Source organism: Paraburkholderia mimosarum LMG 23256 = NBRC 106338, assembly GCF_000739815.1.
Classification (GTDB): Bacteria; Pseudomonadota; Gammaproteobacteria; order Burkholderiales; family Burkholderiaceae; genus Paraburkholderia; species Paraburkholderia mimosarum.
Window position 1 is genome coordinate 1 of sequence record NZ_BBJJ01000100.1, and the last position, 17,219, is coordinate 17,219.

General features: G+C 59.4%; 13 protein-coding genes. 1 reads left to right on the forward strand and 12 read right to left on the reverse strand.

The features are described 5' to 3' along the window. Positions 1 to 106: 106 nt before the first annotated feature. Positions 107 to 952, forward strand: coding sequence for an SDR family NAD(P)-dependent oxidoreductase (locus BMI01S_RS33015; RefSeq protein ID WP_028232581.1), 846 nt, complete (start codon positions 107 to 109; stop codon positions 950 to 952). Between the two features lie 155 nt (positions 953 to 1,107). Here BMI01S_RS33015 and BMI01S_RS33020 read toward each other — a convergent pair whose 3' ends face one another. The 12 genes from BMI01S_RS33020 to tnpC form a co-directional block, all read right to left on the reverse strand. After that, complete coding sequence (locus BMI01S_RS33020; RefSeq protein WP_028232580.1) at positions 1,108 to 1,905, reverse strand: sulfurtransferase; 798 nt, start codon at positions 1,903 to 1,905, stop codon at positions 1,108 to 1,110. Between the two features lie 162 nt (positions 1,906 to 2,067). Further along, the gene (locus BMI01S_RS33025; protein WP_042292119.1) at positions 2,068 to 4,488 is read right to left on the reverse strand and encodes a penicillin-binding protein 1A; all 2,421 of its coding nucleotides are present in this window, start codon (positions 4,486 to 4,488) and stop codon (positions 2,068 to 2,070) included. Between the two features lie 204 nt (positions 4,489 to 4,692). After that, complete coding sequence (locus BMI01S_RS33030; protein WP_154671434.1) at positions 4,693 to 5,208, reverse strand: DUF6841 family protein; 516 nt, start codon at positions 5,206 to 5,208, stop codon at positions 4,693 to 4,695. A gap of 103 nt (positions 5,209 to 5,311) precedes the next feature. Further along, positions 5,312 to 5,827 carry a DoxX family protein gene (locus BMI01S_RS33035; protein ID WP_042292122.1) on the reverse strand — a complete coding sequence of 172 codons (516 nt, stop codon included), beginning with the start codon at positions 5,825 to 5,827 and terminating at the stop codon, positions 5,312 to 5,314. Between the two features lie 380 nt (positions 5,828 to 6,207). After that, on the reverse strand, positions 6,208 to 7,512 hold the full coding sequence (locus BMI01S_RS33040) for a flagellar M-ring protein FliF C-terminal domain-containing protein (protein WP_051381562.1): 1,305 nt from the start codon (positions 7,510 to 7,512) through the stop codon (positions 6,208 to 6,210). Positions 7,513 to 7,832: 320 nt separating this feature from the next. Then, entirely contained in the window at positions 7,833 to 8,282 is a 450-nt protein-coding gene (locus BMI01S_RS33045) for a cupredoxin domain-containing protein (protein WP_028232578.1), read from the reverse strand. 233 nt (positions 8,283 to 8,515) lie between these two features. Then, complete coding sequence (locus tag BMI01S_RS33050) at positions 8,516 to 9,955, reverse strand: efflux transporter outer membrane subunit (RefSeq protein ID WP_051381561.1); 1,440 nt, start codon at positions 9,953 to 9,955, stop codon at positions 8,516 to 8,518. Positions 9,956 to 9,959: 4 nt separating this feature from the next. Then, complete coding sequence (locus BMI01S_RS33055) at positions 9,960 to 11,906, reverse strand: MacB family efflux pump subunit (protein ID WP_028232577.1); 1,947 nt, start codon at positions 11,904 to 11,906, stop codon at positions 9,960 to 9,962. Further along, positions 11,903 to 13,189 carry an efflux RND transporter periplasmic adaptor subunit gene (locus BMI01S_RS33060; protein WP_051381560.1) on the reverse strand — a complete coding sequence of 429 codons (1,287 nt, stop codon included), beginning with the start codon at positions 13,187 to 13,189 and terminating at the stop codon, positions 11,903 to 11,905. Before BMI01S_RS33060 ends, BMI01S_RS33055 begins: the two co-directional genes overlap by 4 nt. A 77-nt stretch (positions 13,190 to 13,266) precedes the next feature. Beyond that, positions 13,267 to 14,616: a glycosyltransferase family 2 protein gene (locus BMI01S_RS33065; protein WP_051381559.1), complete on the reverse strand. Its 1,350-nt coding sequence runs from the start codon at positions 14,614 to 14,616 to the stop codon at positions 13,267 to 13,269. Between the two features lie 843 nt (positions 14,617 to 15,459). After that, positions 15,460 to 15,918 (reverse strand): DUF2231 domain-containing protein, encoded by a 459-nt coding sequence (locus tag BMI01S_RS33070; RefSeq protein WP_028232575.1) that lies wholly within the window; start codon positions 15,916 to 15,918, stop codon positions 15,460 to 15,462. Positions 15,919 to 16,223: 305 nt separating this feature from the next. Continuing rightward, positions 16,224 to 17,219, reverse strand: a 996-nt coding sequence (tnpC, locus tag BMI01S_RS33075; protein WP_042292126.1) for an IS66 family transposase, incomplete at its 5' end; no start/stop codon positions are given.

A 17,219-nucleotide genomic window follows, 5' to 3' on the forward strand; every position in this document is an offset into this window, starting at 1 on the left:
TTCGGCTTCCTCGATCGACCAATAGTCGTGGCTGCGGATGACTTCGGCGGTGTGGAAGAATTGGCCGTGGCTGACGGGACGAGTCAATGAACGAGGTGAACCGGTCATGAATCTCGATGGATGCGTTGCGGTCGTCACTGGGGGATCGAGTGGTATCGGGCAGCATACGGCCCTTGGGCTGGCGAGGCGAGGCGCTACGGTTGTCATTACTGGCCGCGATAGCACGAGACTGAGGAATGCAGAGGGATGGATCAAAGCTCGTGCACCAATGGCACGGATCGAGAGTGAATTGGTCGACTTCGCGCAGCTTGATCAGGTGCGCAATGCTGGCCAGCGAATCGTCAAGCGACATCCGCGGATCGGGATCCTCATCAACAACGCGGGCATGATCACTACCCGGCGCTGTGTCACTGAGGATGGATTCGAGATGATCTTCCAAGTCAATCATCTGGCGCCATTCCTTCTAACGAACCTGCTGCTGCCCACCCTGAAAGCAGGGGTGCCTTCGCGAATTGTATTCGTCGCGTCCCGGGCGGCCGACCGCGCGACAATCGATTTCGACGATCTGCAGCTCGAGCATGGCTGGGGATCGATGAAAGCCTATGGACGGTCAAAACAGGCGAACATCATGACGACCTACATGCTGGCGAAACGGTTGGAGGGGACCGGTGTCACTGCAAATTGCCTTCATCCGGGGTTCGTCGCCAGTCGGATTGGGAACAAAGGGGGTTTTTACGATATCGCGTGGGCTTTGCTCAAGTCTCTAGCGATCAGTCCCGAGGAGGGTGCCACAACCTCCCTCTACGTAGCTGCCGCCCCCGAAATGGCAGGCATCACCGGCCAATTTCTGATCGCCAACAAGCCGGCGCGCTCCAACGCGCAATCATACGATCTGGCGGCTTGCGAGCGTCTTTGGAAGGACAGCGCCAAAATGACCGGCGTAGACACTTAAGCGCCCCACGCAGCCGCGCAAGGTGCGAGCCCGCGGCCGCACAACATAACTCGCAAGCGGATAGTGGCGGCAATTGCGTTGACGTGGACCAGAGTCTTATCTGGTCAGGCAAGCCCGATAACAGCAACGTGACACGCGTACCGGACTGGCACCCATCAATCCCGTGCAATCGGACAGCTCCCGTCTTTCGCCCAGTCGGCAAAACTGAGATAGTAAGCACGAACCCCTTGATAGCCGGCCCTTGCTGTAGCGGCGGCGGCAAGGGCGGCACGACCACCGCCGTCACAATGAGTGACAACCTGATCGCCGGGCTGAAATCCTGCACCCGCCAGCAGCGCACGCAGTTCCGCGGCAGGCTTCAACCGGGAACCGTCCAGTAGTTTCGCGTGCGACAGCAGCTTGGCACCCGGGAGATGGCCGCCACGCGTATTGCGACGCAAATCCGCGCCCTCGAACTCTGCGGCCGTGCGGGCATCAAAGATCTTCACGTCATACTCGAGCTCCACCTTCAGCGTCTGCCGGTCAACGAGCCCGACCGGGCCGGCGCCAGGCTGTGCCCGGAATGCGGTCCCGATCTGCGGTACATGGGGTCTTGCGCTCAACGCATTGTGACCGCTGATTGCCGGCCATCCTCCATTGAGAATGTATGTCCTCGCACCAAAGTATTGGAGGATGAACCACACTCGCGCCGCTTCTGTCATCCGGCCATCGTCGTACACGATCGACGGTACCTCATTAATCACGCCGAGCGCGGAAATGGCTCGCTCCCAGTATTCGAGATTCTCGAAGCTGGTTTCCCCGGCCTTTGCGGCGGTTTCCCAGATTTCGATCGGTACACGCGCGGCGCCCAACGCGTGTTCGGCATCGAAGGTGGCGGGATCGCGCACATCAAGCAGGCGAAAGCTGTCGAGAGATTGCAAGGCTGAAGGTTCAACGATGGGATCGTAGCGCATAGGAAGGCGAGGGCCGGGTTCGGGAGCGATATATTTAAACCGAGACGCATCAAGGTTGCCAATACAACTTATATATGCCCTTGATAGCCGATGCTGATGCGTCAGATTCCACGTTTAAACGAGCGGTGAACCAGGTGGATCGGCTGTAAGAACGCTCGCTCATCATTGCTTGAAGAGGTCGATAATCTGCTGCCGTTCGCTGCTATCAACCGGCGCAACAGACGGTGCCGAGGCTGCCTCCGCAGTGCCTGCCTCCGTACCGTTCGCCGCGGCAAATGGGTTCCCACCCAACCCCACATCGGTAACGAAGCCGTGGCCCGGGACAAGATCGTCGAAGTACAATTCGCCATTGATTGAGACGACGTCCTCCGGCATGGGCGGAACGTATTCGGGCACGTTCTGCAGCGCACGTTGCATGTATCCAACCCAGATCGGTAGCGCAAGCTGAGCGCCAAATTCCCGCGATCCAAGACTTCGGGGCTGGTCGTATCCGAGCCATGCCACTGCGACGAGCGTGTGCTGAAATCCTGCAAACCAGCCGTCAAAGGCGTTGTTGGTCGTGCCGGTTTTGCCCGCAAGGTCAGTGCGGTGCAGGACGTTCGATCCCGCGCCAGTTCCGTGTTGCGCAACGGACTGCAGCAGGCTGGTCATGACATAGCTGTTGCGCGCGGTGATGGCTTGGGGCGCGGTCTTTCCTGCCACAAGAGGTTGTTCCTTCCAAAGCACCTTTCCCTGTTCGTCGTCGACCTCTGAAATCAGATAGGGATTGACGCGATAGCCGCCGTTTGCGAAGACGGAATACGCCGTAGCCATCTGTAACGGTGTGACTTCGCCCACACCAAGTACCATGGGAAGATACGGGGGAATACGATCTGGATCGAACCCGAAACGCTGCGTCACGTACTCTCGCGCGTAACCTACACCGATTGTGCCAAGGATGCGGATCGAAGCCAGGTTAATCGAATTCTCCAGTGCATGACGCATGGTCATGGGACCTTGCGGCGGATCGTCGTCCTTTGGTTCCCACGGTTTCGCCCCCGCGGCGGCGGGCGGGAAATACAAAGGTGCATCGTTGATGATGGACCCCGGTGCAAAACCACGTTCAAGGGCAGCCGAATAGACGAAGGGTTTGAAGCTCGATCCGGGTTGACGCCATGCCTGTGTCGCGTGGTTGAATCGATTCTTGTTGAAGTCGAATCCGCCCACCATCGCACGGATTGCGCCATCCTGCGGCGACAACGAGACGAGGGTGCCTTCCACCTGAGGCAACTGGGTAATCCGCCAGTTACCCTTGGCGTCCGCGACGAGTCGCACGATCGAGCCGGGGTGGATGCGTTGCGCTTGCGAGGCGCGTGGGCTCAATGCTATGGCCGCGAAACGGAGACCGTCGCCGGTGACTGTTGCCGTTTTTCCGCCGACGAACTGCGCTTGCACCTGCGTCGCACTCGACGATGTGACGACAGCTGCCACGATCTCGCCGTTGTCCGGATGATTGGCAAGCGCATCGTCAATGGCTTCGTCCCGATCATCCTTGTCGCTGGGCAGTTCGACAAATCCTTCAGGGCCGCGATAGCCATGCCGTTGGTCATAGTCCATCACCCCTTTGCGCACGGAGCCGTACGCGGCCGCCTGATCGCTGGAGTCGACGGTCGTCGTAACAGAAAATCCTCGCGCGTAGGCATCATCTTTATAGCGCTCATACATTATCTGGCGCACCGTTTCCGCGACGTACTCTGCGTGGACGCTGTATTGCTTTCCAACCAGATGAGCATGGACGTCCTCGCGAATGGCCTCGTCATACTGAGTCTGGGTGATGTAGCCCAACGCAAGCATCCGTTTCAGGATGTATTCTTGCCGGATTTTTGCCCGCTTCGGATTAACAATCGGATTGTACGCAGACGGAGCTTTTGGTAAGCCTGCGAGCATCGCTGCCTGCGCGAGAGTAATGTCCTTGAGATCTTTATCAAAGTAGACACGCGCGGCAGCGGCGAACCCGTATGCATGCTCGCCGAGGTAGATCTGGTTCATGTACAGCTGGAGAATCTGATCTTTTGAAAGCGTGCGCTCGATCTTGTAAGCCAGCAGCATTTCATAGATTTTGCGCGTATAGGTCTTCTCATCCGACAGGTAGAACTTGCGGGCGACCTGCATCGTGATGGTGCTTGCCCCCTGGCTTGCACCGCCTGAACGAAGATCGGCCAGACCTGCGCGCCATATGCCAAGGAAATCGACGCCCCCGTGCTCGTAAAAGCGCGCATCCTCGATGGCGAGTACCGCTTTCTTCATCACGTCCGGGATATCCTGAAGGCGGACAGGGCGGCGCAATTCGTCGCCAAATTCACCAATCAGTACGTGGTCGGCCGTGTAGATGCGAAGCGGTACCTTGGGCTGATAGTTGGTTAGCGCGTCAAGTGACGGAAGGTTTGGCGCCATGACGGTCAGAGCGTACGCAACCACGAGTGCGGCGCATACGCCGAGCGCGACGAACGTACCTGCGATGGCGGAAATCCATCGAATCAAAATGGAACGCCGTCCCCGCGACGATGGAGGCTGAGGAGATGGCTGTTCTGGATGGGTGGACATACGGTGTGTAAGGCGATCGATTGCGGAATGAACTTACTCTACGGCTGCTTCAGCCTCGTGCTTCCTAAAGCCGACGATCGCTGTACCCTGACTGGCTGCGTTGTCTGCCTTCTTTCCACCTGGGTACGCGAGCTACGAAAAGGTTGGGAGCTGCAGTGCCGTCGTTGGATATCGTGTGAGGGTGCTATGTGATCGCGAACTCGCTCAGGGAAAGCGTATGGCCGCGTCGGGGGAATGGGTGGCTGACATGAATATTTTCCAGCCTTGATCCGTGCGCCACAATCCGTAAGTAACGCCTTGACGCTGGAATACTGAGCGATCCTGACGGTAGCGCACCACAACACCGCTGGCGATGGCGGTGTTGGCGTCGAGCAGGTGGACATCCAACCGTTCCCAGGTGCTGTTTGCGTACCCCTGTTTCACCAAACTTATGAGGAATGGGGCAAAGAACGCCTCTTGCGATGCCTGTGTGGGGCGGACAGTCGGCCCCGTCGTGCTGACGCGCAAGGCCGGTTCAAGGTAGAACGAGGCGATCGCCTTCGCGTCGTGCCGGCTCCACGCTTCTTCGTACGCGAACAGGACGGACTTTACGTCTTGCGCGTCCTCTGTGCCCGAGGTTGTCTGGTCGGCACGTACGCCTTGCGACAAGAGCGCGAGGACCGCAAGAAAAATCGCAATCCATGTCCGCATGAAAGTCCTTGCATCTGTTGAAGTCAACATACAGCCGGCACCCCCGACGCTGGAAGAACCTGTATCCCACGCACCATCATCGCCTCAGAGACAGGAGCAGACCGAGCAAGCAGGCTTCCTTGCATCAAGGAAATCACGCACGCATGTCGGCCGCAACTTGCGTCGGGCGACGATGCAAGTTGCGCGTCATTATCAGGGCATCGAGCGACCATCGTCCACCCCCTGCAATCAGCAAGTAAACGCTGCCCAACAGCATGTCGAAGTCCGGGCGTGATTCGTGCAGCATGCTCCAGAATCCGTAGCGTGAGAGCTTCGGTAAATGAAAGATCCAGAAGTCGCTTCCGATCAGGATCGGCACCTTTGTCGAGACGATCGCGACGATCATGATCACGATAAGGGGAATGGCTGCCAGGCGTGTCAACAGCCCCAATATAATTAGCAGCCCGCAGCAAATTTCAAAAACGCCGACAAACGGCCCCATGAAGTCCGGCCAGGGGATGCCGATTTTCGCGAATCGCCCCGCGCCGAGAATCGCAGGGAAGGCTATCTTCTGGATGCCTTCCGGGAAGAAGACAACCAACCCGACCATGAAGCGGACCAGAAACGTCCAACCCGATTCCTTTGTCTCAAATATACGCTGTGTCAGCATAGTCAGGCTCCTTGTTCTCGATCCCTAAGGAGGACAGCACGATCGTAGCCTCTCGGCTGCGCGCCCAGGACAGCACTTCGCAATCTTCGATGCACATTCACTTGAACCAACGATCGCCGTGTTGCGCGTGACGGAATGCGGTCGCACCCTCAGACGAAGTTCAGTAACGGCTTACGATATTGTAGTTCGATAAAGAAAGTCGGGTAAACCACGTTGGCCAGGATGCAGATGCAGGGGCATCCGGGTTTATGCTCAGCAGGGCTCGGGGACGCAGCCGTCAAGTGTTCCTTGTCACTTCCGTCGCCAGCGCCTTACGATTTCATGACATAGGCGCATGCAAGAGGGATTTCACGCGGGTATGCCCGAACGTCTGTGGTTCGTCATTCGCCCGCTTTAGCCCTGTCGCTCCAGTCTTTGACGACCGCTGCCGTAATCTCTGGATTGCGCCTTGCGATTGATCTGGCCAGTGCGCGATGCCCGTCGATCCGGTCGTCTTTGCCTGCCGAAGACGATGGGATGGGTGATCGCCCGTAACGCGGCCGCCCGCCTGAAAACTGGGCGTCCTGGGATGCGTCCGGCGGTGTTTTGGCAAAGGTGTCGAGGGTAGGGGAATGCGCGGTTGATCGTATCGAGCGGCGCCAAATCAGCTTCCGAATCGCGATGTAGAAACAGGTCGCAGCGAGCCCGACGGCAATCGAGCACGCACATCTAACGGCCAGTCGGATCGACGTTGGGCGACGCCACCAAGGCGCTAGTGGGCTTGAGGTGTCGTCGGCCGTGGAAGCGCTATCCACGACACTTACGGAGTCGCCTCGCGCGGGATCATAGCCCATGGCCTCCTGAACCAACTGTTGTGCCTCTGCCAGTTCAGCGGACGTAGGGGATTGGTAAACAATCTTGCCGTTCGCATTGACCGTCGGCGAATCGCTGACAACCACGGCGGCGGACAAACGCCGGATGACACCGATCGGCTGCGTCACGTGACTGATCGTTTTGTCCAATTCATAATTCGTCGTCGAATCGCTCGACACGCTCACGGGTGACGCCATGACGGCACTTGTGCTGCTTGCGGATAAACTCGGTGCCACGGTGGATTGCGACGTAGCACTCGATGCAGCGCCGGCCGTGGACGACGCATTCTGCGCGGCGTACTCCGTTGTCGAAGCCAATTGCTGGCTGCGGATCGACGCGAGCAGCGGGTCACTGTTGGGTCGATAAGTCTCGTCCGTCTCCTCACTTCGTGAGAAGTCGATATCGGCACTCACTTGCGAATGCACATTTCCTTCGCCGAACACCGGGGTGAGGATCTTGTCGATCCGCTGCTCTACCTCGTGCTCGACCTGTTGCGCATAGCGCTCCTGGCTCGAATCGCCCGCAAAATCCGATGCGGTGCGGGGAGCGCCGACCGCTGTCGAGTCGCTGCGCGGCGGGATATCGAAATCGATACCCAGATCCGGGGCCAGCAGCCAGGCCGCTAGCGTGATACCCAGGAATACGATCAGCGCTGATCCCGCGAAAGAGGGAGCCCGACGAGGTTTCCTGGCTGCGCCAGTAGCAATAACGGCCGACCGGATCGCCTGTGTCCGGTCGTGCGATGGCACCGGACTGTGCAACGCCTCTGCTCGCGCGCTGTCACGGGCATTGCGGCGGGGGCGGCCCATATCGGATTGGGTGTCGGAATCCATGCTTCACCGATGTTTACTGAAGATCCATTGTGCACGCCCCTGAGCGTGCGCCACGGTGTCTCGCTTCCCGATCATAGGCAGCCACCCCAGGGCGAGGAGCGTACCCGTACACGTGGCCGGTGGTGCGTGCGTTCGCGATTCTACTCAGGAAACGCGACCGCAAGCTAGTCGACGTGCCCACGAGATCATTTCGCCCCTTTTCGGCGTCCGATGCCAGTCTTCGCCGAAGCAAGGCGCGCATGCGAGACAGACCTCGCCATGCATCACGTGCTCTTCAAGATGAGAAGCCGATGCTGGCGAGAATCGCTGCTTCCAGACGCCTACGGATTGACGACGATTTCACCGGTCATGTGCTGATGGTTATGCCGGCCGAACGATACGGCGCCGGAGTACTCGAATGTTCCAGGCTTGACCGCGACGAAGGACAGGGTTGCAGACTGGCCAACGCTGTGAAGAACCGGGGTCTGGAGTCCGAGTTCCGGGATGGACAGAAATTCCGGCTGACCGCGCTGGTCGTTGTCGAAGAGCGTGATGTTGACCTTGTCCCCCTTCTTGACCACCAGGGTAGGGTTCCACTGGCCATCGATCGAGCCGCTCCTCCCGAGGAAATTGTGGTTGCCGGGACCCGGCTGCCAATCGGCCTGCCCATTGTCGTTCTCTGCGCCGCCGACGAGCGTGAAGGACGTCGTCCCCGCCATTGCGACCGGAGCGGCGCCAAGCGCCCCAAGCAGAGAAACGGTCAAAGCGGCCGTGACGAATCGAATGCGCATGAGATACCTCCTTCCGATGAACTTTTTGGCGCAACTCGCGGGGCGCCACTGTGATGCCGAGCATAAGGAACGGTCCGCGGACCCTCAACCAGCGATATGTCGGCGAATGTAAAACACGTTGAAATGCAAGATTGATTTACAAAAATCCAGATTGCACATGCTCGTCCGGCGTTGGCATGAACTACGCTCCGTTTGTTCTGCGGCCCATGGCCTTCCTTTGGAGACCTCGCGGCCTATGCATTCGGACCATGATCATTGCCTGCCACAGGTTTGGGCGCGCCGGAAGAAGACCAACCTCCCCCAAGTGCCTGGAAGACGCCTATCGCCGCCTCCAGTCGAGCAAGCCGAGCCTGCACCTCGGCGTCGCGTGCACTGAGCACGGTACGCTGGGTGTTAAGCACCGAAAGGTAGTCGGCCATGCCCTGTTGAAACTGGGCCGTGGCCAGCTCACTGGCCTGCGCGGCACTGACGGTCGCAACGTGCCGCGCCTCAAGTGCCGCCTGCGAGTCACGTTCTGCAGCCAGCGCATCGTCGACGTCGCCAAAAGCACTGATCGCGGCTTGCTGATAGTTCTCGACCAGCTCCTGATAGCGTGCCTGCGAGTAGTTCAGCTCGCCGCGAAGCTTGCCCCCATCAAATAGCGGGGCGCTCAGTCCGACGGCCAGGCCGTAGAACTGGCTTGCGGGCAGAAAGAGACTCTCCAAACCGAGAACCGTCCCGTACCCGCCCACGGCCGACAGATTTACTTTCGGGAACAGCGCCGCAGTGGCGGCGCCCACGTCTGCATTGGCGGCTCTCAAGTCCGCTTCAGCTTTCTGAACGTCCGGGCGTCGCTCCAGTAAAGCTGAGGGCAGGCCGGTCGGCGGGACCGGGGCTGACATCTGCATCAGGCTCGAAGGTGTCACGTCGAGTGCCTCCGGCGTCGTACCGACTAGCCTCGCGAGTGCATCCCATGTTCTGCTACGCTCCGTTTCGATTGGAGGAATCGACGCGGCAAGACTTTCGGCTTCACTTTGTTGCTGGGCTACCTGAAGCGCGGTCGCCGTGCCGCCATGAAGCTGGGCGCGTACCAGGTCTAGCGTGTCGCGCGCGGAAGCCAGAGAGTCGCGCGCGATCGCCAACCGTTCGTTCGCGCTGCACAGCTGCAGATAGGTGCTGGCCACAGCGGAGGCGAGGCCCACTCTCACGGCATCGCGGTCGAATTCGCTGCTCTCCACTTTTGCATTCGCGGCCTTGAGCTGATCCCGATTCTGTCCGAACAGGTCGAGCTCGTAGCTCGCTGTCAGGCCGAGCTGGGTGTAGGTGTCGTCATATCGCTGGGGTTTGTTGGGGTTCTTCTTGAAGGCGCGTTCTCTTCCGCCGCCGGCTTCGGCGGACACGGTAGGAAAGAGGGGGGCGCCAGCGACCTTCGCCAGCGACTGCGCCTCGTGGACACGCTCGATCGCGGCCTTGAGATCGTGATTGGTGGACAGTCCCTCGGCAACGAGATGGTCGAGGGTTGGATCGTTGAAGGCGATCCACCAATCGTCGGCAGGCCAGCGACCATCGGCGGCCTGTGCCACCCAGTGGTTCGGCACATTGACGATCGGACGCTGATAAGTGGGGCCGACCGCGCAGCCCCCGAGATATGCGGCGGCCGTTATCGCGCAAAGAACAGTTGTCAGTCGCAGCATGATCCTACTCCTGCGCCAGGGCGACTACCGGATCCAGCCGGGCAGCACGTTTCGCCGGCAGGTAGCCGAACAAGAGACCGGTGACAAGGGCACTCGCGAATGCCAGTAGTACCGGTGGCAGGCTGAAGACCACGGCTGCCCCCGATAGCGCACCGGCAACCGCGACAAGCAGTCCGCCGGCGACGCCTACCAGCCCTCCCACCGCGCATACCACCAGAGCCTCGGTCAGGAACTGCAGCAGGATATGGAACACACGGGCGCCCGTCGCCATGCGAACGCCGATTTCGCGCGTCCTTTCGGCCACGCTGACAAGCATGATGTTCATGACGCCAATACCGCCAACCAGTAAAGAAATAATGGCCACCGCACCCAGCATGAGCGTCAGCGTGCTCTGCGTTTGGGCCTGATTCTCGAGAAGCGCGGTCATGCTCTGCACCTGAAAGTCAATCGTTCCATGTCTCTTGTGCAGTAATGCCGTGATGGCCGTTGTCGTGGCATTGAGCTGCGCGGTATCGTTCACCGCTACCGTGATCCATTTCAGATAGTTGTGTCCCACCACGCGTGCTTGCCCGGTTGTGAGCGGTACAACCAGGACGTCGTCTCGGTCATTGCCGGTTTGGTCCGCGCCTTTCGGCGACAGCACCCCGATCACTCTCAAGGGGGTGTTGTTCACGAGCACATATTGGCCGATCAGATTGGCTCCGCCCGGTGAAAGCGCCCTGGCGACCGTGGCACCAAGCACGACGACCGGTGCGTAACTTTGTACATCCGCATCATCGAAGAACGCGCCGTCGGCGAGCGGCCAATTGTTCGCGAGAATGAAGTTCGGGGTGGTCGCATCTAACGTCGTCGTATACGTGACGTTCCCGTAGCGCACGGTCGCAGCGTCTACAGTCTGCGGAACCGAATAGTTGACGCCGGGAAGCCGGCCAATAGCTTCGGCATCCGCGGGTACCAACGTGGTGATCAACGCACCCGCACCACGCACCCCAGGTGCTCCCGGTTTGACGAGCAGCAAGTTCGTGCCGAGCGCCTGTATCTGTTCGAGCACCTGTTCGCGCGCGCCGTTCCCGAAGGCGAGCATGGCGACGACGGAGCCCACGCCTATCATGACGCCAAGAAGAGTGAGGAACGTACGTATCGGACTCGCACGAAGCGCACGTATCGCGGTTTTCACTGACGCGGCGATATCCATCGCCAGCGCGGTTCGGGCCGTATGGTCAGTCACTATGGTCGCTTTCGGATGCGCCACGTGGTCCTGCCTCGAGACCGGTTCGGAGTCCTCGAGGATCGTGCCGTCGCTGATCTTCACGAGTCGCTCGGCCTCTTTGGCTACGCCTGGGTCGTGCGTGATGAGAATGATCGTATGGCCTTCCTCATGGAGCATGCGCAACAGATCCATGACGTCCCGCCCGCTTTGGCTGTCGAGTGCGCCCGTGGGCTCGTCGGCAAGGATGACCCGGCCACCGTTCATAAGGGCGCGCGCAACCGAGACGCGCTGTTGCTGCCCGCCCGAAAGCCGCGCGGGCAAGTAAGCCAGGCGCTCGCCCAGACCGAGTCGGGTCAACAGAGTCTTGGCCCGCTCGCGTCGTTCATGCAGCGACATTCCCGCGTAGACCGCCGGCATTTCGACGTTTTCTTGTGCGGTCGCGTTGCCCAAGAGGTTGTAGCGCTGGAAAATGAAGCCAAATGTTTCGCGCCGCAACTGCGCGAGCGAATCGCCATCAAGGCCTGATACGTCGTGCCCCATGATCTTGTAGCTTCCACCCGTTGGCCGATCCATACACCCGATGATGTTCATCAGGGTCGTCTTGCCGGAGCCAGATGCCCCCATAATTGCGATGAATTCTCCCTCGTGAACGGTGATCGAGATCCCGTGCAGGATCTCCACGCCGAGGTCGCCCTGAACGTAGCGCTTCGTCACATCGACCAGTTCAATAATCGGCCTCATTGCTTCCTTCCCTGACCGTTGCCCCGGTTTGGCTCATGCTGAGCGGCCGGTACGCCGACGATCACTTGCGTGCCTGCATCCAATCCGGATGTGATTTGTGCGTCCACCTCATTCTTGATCCCAACCGTCACCTCCCGTGCCAGTGGCTTGCCGTTGTCGAGGACGAACACGCAATCGAGAGTAGTCGTTGCCACTGGACCCTGTTCGTTCCGCGCATGCTGATGCGCGTGTGCGGTCTGCGTGTTTGCAGCGGTCGAGGGACAGCCGGCCAGCACGACGCCGCTTTGACGCTGCGAGGAAGCCAAGGCCGTGATGGGCACGGTGACGGCGTCGCTCGCTTGCCCGACTACGAAGAAAACTTGCGCGGTCATCTGCGGCAGCAGCTTGTGGTCCGGATTCGCCACCTGAAATAGCGCGTCATAAAAGATCGCGCCGTTGATGAGCTCCGGCGTAGGCTCGATCGTGTCGAGCTTTCCCGAGACGCGGCGGTTGGGCCGGCCAAGTGTCGTGAAGTAGGTGGGCATTCCAGTGTGCAGCTTCGCGACATCCGCCTCGGACACCTGCGCACGAATAATCATGTTGTCGAGGTTCGCGAGACGAAGCAGAATCGGCGCGTTCGACTTGTTGTTCAGGATTTGCCCTTGGTGGGCGATATCCTGTTTCGTCCAGGTGGTTCCATACACCGAACTCGTTGGCGAGATCACCAGGCCCGAGATGGGTGCAGTGATTGCCGTGTGGTTCAGATCGGCCTGATCGGAAACCAAAGTCTGTTCGGTCTTTTCGATTTGAGCGCTGATCGAGGTCAACGTCGCCTGTGCGGACTTGAGATCCGACTGGCTTTGCTCCAAGGCTTGCGCGGTCGCCGCCCCTTTTTCGACCAACTGCTGGTTGTGAGTGTAGGTCCATTGGGCGAGATCGCGCTTGGCGATCCACATCTGAGATTGCGCCTTCAGGTCAGCGATCTCCGCCTTGTCCTCGCCAACCTTCGCGGCGTACGCGACAGGATCGACCTGAGCCACGAGTTGACCCTGCTTGACTGTGTCGCCCAGCCCCACCGTGAGCTTCGTCAGTTGTCCCTCGACCTGCGAGCCGACATCCACGTACTGACTTGGCTCCAGCACACCGAGGGCGGACACTGTGTCTTGAATTTCCGCTTTCCTGGCGATTGCAATCGCATACTTCGGCTGGCCAGCGTGATGCGAATACCAGATCCACCCGCCAATTCCGGATCCGGCGATCACGACGACGATAGTGGAAATCGTGGTGAGTCTTCCAAGCCGCAAAATGAAGCTCCTATTCTTGAATTACCAAGCAATGTCGCATTGGCGAGCGCGCTGCTGAGGATGAAAGAAGCGCGACGTTATCGCGTCAACCACGATGTCTTGCGCACGGTCAACGCAGCGTAAGGCAGGATCCATGTGAGCCCGAACAGGGCGAAATATGTGTAGAGGATCCCGAATGCGAATTCCCACGAACGCTCGGAGCGGAGAAAATAAAGCGTGTTGAATAGTGCGGTGACCGCTATGGCGATGATCAGTCGAATTAGCCCAGCCGTGCCGTGAATACTCGACAATATCGGCAGCAGGAGGGCATATCCCGCCAGGCGCACTATCGTTCCAACGACCGTGTCGTAGAAGGCAATCAATCGAGCGGTCGCCGGGCGCTTCCAAAGGATGCGGAAGAATCGGCAACCTTCCCGGATCTGGCTGCGCCCCCATCGCAAGTACATCTTGCACAGCTTCTGATATGTCTCGGGAACGATGGTCTTTACCACGGTGGTGCGCTGGAAAACCGTGTCGTAGCCCTCGGCCAGAATGTAGTTCGTCAGGGAGCGGTCCTCCCCGAAAGTGCATCGCACGCCGAGAAACGTTTGACTTTCCCAGTCCGGCAGGATGCGGCGTGCGAGGTCGGTGCGATAGGCGGCCAAAGCCCCCGGGCAGCACTGGACCGTGCGGTAGGTCGATTGCACGCTGCGAAGAAAGTCGAAGGCCAGCGTGAACTGCACGTGCAACATCCGCGGTAACAATCCAGCATGCCGGTTGAACGGAATGACCTTGCCGGCGACCGCGCCGACTTTCGGGTCGCGGAATGGCCCCACCATCGCCAACAAGGTGCCGTAGTCGATGATGCTGTCGGAATCGACCGTGATCGTGACTTCGCCGCGAGCGCGCCGAAAGCCCTCCGCCAGAGCGGCGCGCTTGCCGCAATTGCGAGGAAACCGAACCGCCTGTACAAGATCAGGGTGTCGTGCCGCTGCTCGGTCAATGTGCACCCATGTGTCGTCGGTGCTTCCATCGTCGACGACAATGATCTGAAGGCGATCCGCAGGGTATTCGGCGGCGGCCACGGAGAAGATGGCTTTTTCGACCATGGCTCCTTCATTGAAGGCCGGGATGATTACTGTCAATGAGGGAGCGAGGGGTGCCGAGGCCGCGGGAACCGGTCGGTAAATGAACCACAGCAGCGTGTGAATGCTGCGGGAGGCCATACTGGCAAGAATGAGAAACAACACGCCATACTGGAGCGGCTTGGTCCAGTCACCTTCTTTGACAAGTGTGACGATCAGCACGAATTGCCGAGGCAGTGCGATCACGAACAGCATCACGATGCACAACGGAACGATTGCAACCAGTGATTCTTTCCAGCTCCAACACCTGCTAAGCAGGGCTCTGGCGAGCCAGGGTTTCTTAATCGATCGTTCGATTTGCATATCTGAGAATCTGCCTGTACGGAGAGACGTTTCTACGCGAGCCGAAGCTCCTTGACGACAAGATAGCTGCTTGACTACACGTTGCGCGGTTCGGTTTGTAAAGTAGTCTTGCGGTAGTCCCGCGTATAACATTGCTTCACAAATCTCTGATCGGGTGTCGGAGCAGGACCGCCTACTGAAGTCAGGCCATAACCTGATACTTCATGCCTGGATACGACCCGCTGGACAGGTTTCGGCCAATTGCGCCAAGTGAAGAAAGTGCGTGATCACGGAGAGCAGCATTGATTTCGGCTGGCATCCGCGCGTCGCTTGGTGTCCGCGAGATATTCCGACAAACGGGCTTTCTCGCATTCCAGAAGGAAATCACGACGGATGTGTTTTGGTTTGCGAGAAACGCGGTCGTGAAAGTTATCCGAGATGCGGGCCCCCCGTTGCCATGCAGCCCTACCGATCCCTCAATGCTGGTCAACAGAGGGCTATGCCGCTCATCGCGTATCGGTCATGAACGGTACAAGTCCGCGCTTCCGTTGTCGCTCTCATCGGATCCGAGCGGTGTCGCAATCAGCCAACGGGCTGAGAAACTGTGCTTCCTCCGAGGAGACGAGACCAGCAGGCATGGCCACTGCCTTCCTATTGCGTTTCCCCTGGAGGATGATTCGCTGCGATCTTCGCAGGTGAGTTGCGCGCCGCGCGTACCTATGCCAATCAGTGAGGGGCTGACCAAGCCCATCTGATATCTATGGCTGGTTACTGGGAGGGAGGAAGGCTTCAGACATACCCGCCGTTGCATGCACGCGGCGGCTTGAATGTTTCCCGTCCCGCATGGCCCCGATGACGGCGCCCTCAAAGCGCACGATGAATATTGACGCCCAGGCCATAGACGAGTTCACCTCCGAAATACGCTGTCACCGCGACCATGACCGCAGCCAACGCGCTTATGCTGACGACGATCAACGCGCCCGGCAGCCGTTGCTCCCACCGTCGAAACCAGACCAAAGCGCGCACACCAGCAAGTGCCGGAAGAACGATAGCAGTAGCGATGCCCATTTCCTGGTGGGTTTCGAGCTGTGCATCCGAAAATCCTCGCGATAAGGCGACATCGAATGCGGTATCGCCAAAGAACGCAGTCAGAATCGCGGCAATGCCCGCAGCGACCAGCATGACGCTGGCCACCTTGAACGCGGGGATTGTCAGGGGATCACGGTGCGGCGACGCGATCCAAACCAGATCGCAGCCAAACGCCGTCATGGCCAGGACAATGGGAAAGTGAACCAGCATAGGGTGGATCAATTCGATGGGCATGCTGAATCTCCAAATACATGTCGCGAATGGGTTCGAAAACGAAAACGGGCTCAACGTCGATGCGGGCCGTGCTGTTCGACTACCAGCATGACTACTAGAGCAACGTGTATATGCGGCGGAGGTCGCCATCACACCAACTAGTGTTCCGTTCCGTTGTTAACTAATCGTAAGCGACTCGGCTGGGCCGTTCCCCGATTCGCGCGCGCGTGGGGCATGATGTGAGTGCGTGGGGAAGTCCGGATAGATCACGTGAGATCGTGTCCATGATCGGCGATCATGGACACGATCCGTCCGGATCTCCCCGGTCAAACGGTGGGTGTGGGCGAAGTGGCCGGCTTCAGTTTGTCGGCCACGTTCCAGGGAAGCAGTTCATCGATGCGAGAGATCTTGTGATCTGCGATATGGGTCAGGACGTATTCCAGGTAGGCGCGCGGGTTGATCCCGTTGAGCTTGCACGTCCCGATCAAGCTATACATCGCGGCGGCTCGCTCGCCCCCGCTGTCGGAGCCGACGAACAAATAGTTTTTGCGTCCGAGCGCGACACAGCGCAGGGCATTCTCGGCAAGGACGTTGCTGATCTCGGCACGCCCGTCCTCGCAGTAGAACGTGAGCGCTGCCCAGTGGTTCAGCGAGTAGTTGATCGCGCCCGTGAGTGCGGACTTCTTCGACAGCGTCGCGAGCTTGGCCCTGATCGTCGATTCGAACGTGGCCAGCAAAGGCTTACTCTTCTCCTGCCGCACTCGCAAGCGCTCATCGGGCGGCTTGCCGCGAATGTCGGCTTCGATGCTGTAGAGCTCGCCGATCATCTCGAGCAGTTTCTGGGTATCCGGAGTCGGCGTGCTCACATGGATCTCGTAATACTTTCTCCTGCAATGATCCCAGCACACCGCTTCATGGATATCGCCGCTCGCGTACAGCTTATCGAACCCGGCGTAAGCATCGGCCTGCAGGATGCCGTGGAATGCGGCGAGCCGGGTTTGAGGGTGGACCCCTTTGCGATCCGAGGAGAAGTCGAACCATACCGCCGCCGGGTCAGTCGAACCCGAGCGGCGATCGTCGCGCACGTAGACCCAGAAGCGTCCGGTCGCCGTCTTTCCGTTGCCTGGCGCGAGTACAGCGACCGGTGTGTCGTCGACGTGCACCTTTCCGGGGTCCAGCGCGTAGCGCTGGATCGCTTCAACAAGCGGCCCGCAGAGTTCGGCAATCTGCCCGATCCAGCGACCCATGCTGGCGCGATCCAGCGTGACGCCATCGCGTGCCGCGATCTCCGACTGGCGATACAGCGGCTGGTGATCCGCGAA

Bases quoted from the DNA above. Each gene is read 5' to 3' on its own strand.
- BMI01S_RS33015 (WP_028232581.1), top strand. From the start codon at position 107: ATGAATCTCGATGGATGCGTTGCGGTCGTCACTGGGGGATCGAGTGGT.
- BMI01S_RS33020 (WP_028232580.1), bottom strand. From the start codon at position 1,905: ATGCGCTACGATCCCATCGTTGAACCTTCAGCCTTGCAATCTCTCGAC.
- BMI01S_RS33025 (WP_042292119.1), bottom strand. From the start codon at position 4,488: ATGTCCACCCATCCAGAACAGCCATCTCCTCAGCCTCCATCGTCGCGG.
- BMI01S_RS33030 (WP_154671434.1), bottom strand. From the start codon at position 5,208: ATGTTGACTTCAACAGATGCAAGGACTTTCATGCGGACATGGATTGCG.
- BMI01S_RS33035 (WP_042292122.1), bottom strand. From the start codon at position 5,827: ATGCTGACACAGCGTATATTTGAGACAAAGGAATCGGGTTGGACGTTT.
- BMI01S_RS33040 (WP_051381562.1), bottom strand. From the start codon at position 7,512: ATGGATTCCGACACCCAATCCGATATGGGCCGCCCCCGCCGCAATGCC.
- BMI01S_RS33045 (WP_028232578.1), bottom strand. From the start codon at position 8,282: ATGCGCATTCGATTCGTCACGGCCGCTTTGACCGTTTCTCTGCTTGGG.
- BMI01S_RS33050 (WP_051381561.1), bottom strand. From the start codon at position 9,955: ATGCTGCGACTGACAACTGTTCTTTGCGCGATAACGGCCGCCGCATAT.
- BMI01S_RS33055 (WP_028232577.1), bottom strand. From the start codon at position 11,906: ATGAGGCCGATTATTGAACTGGTCGATGTGACGAAGCGCTACGTTCAG.
- BMI01S_RS33065 (WP_051381559.1), bottom strand. From the start codon at position 14,616: ATGCAAATCGAACGATCGATTAAGAAACCCTGGCTCGCCAGAGCCCTG.
- BMI01S_RS33070 (WP_028232575.1), bottom strand. From the start codon at position 15,918: ATGCCCATCGAATTGATCCACCCTATGCTGGTTCACTTTCCCATTGTC.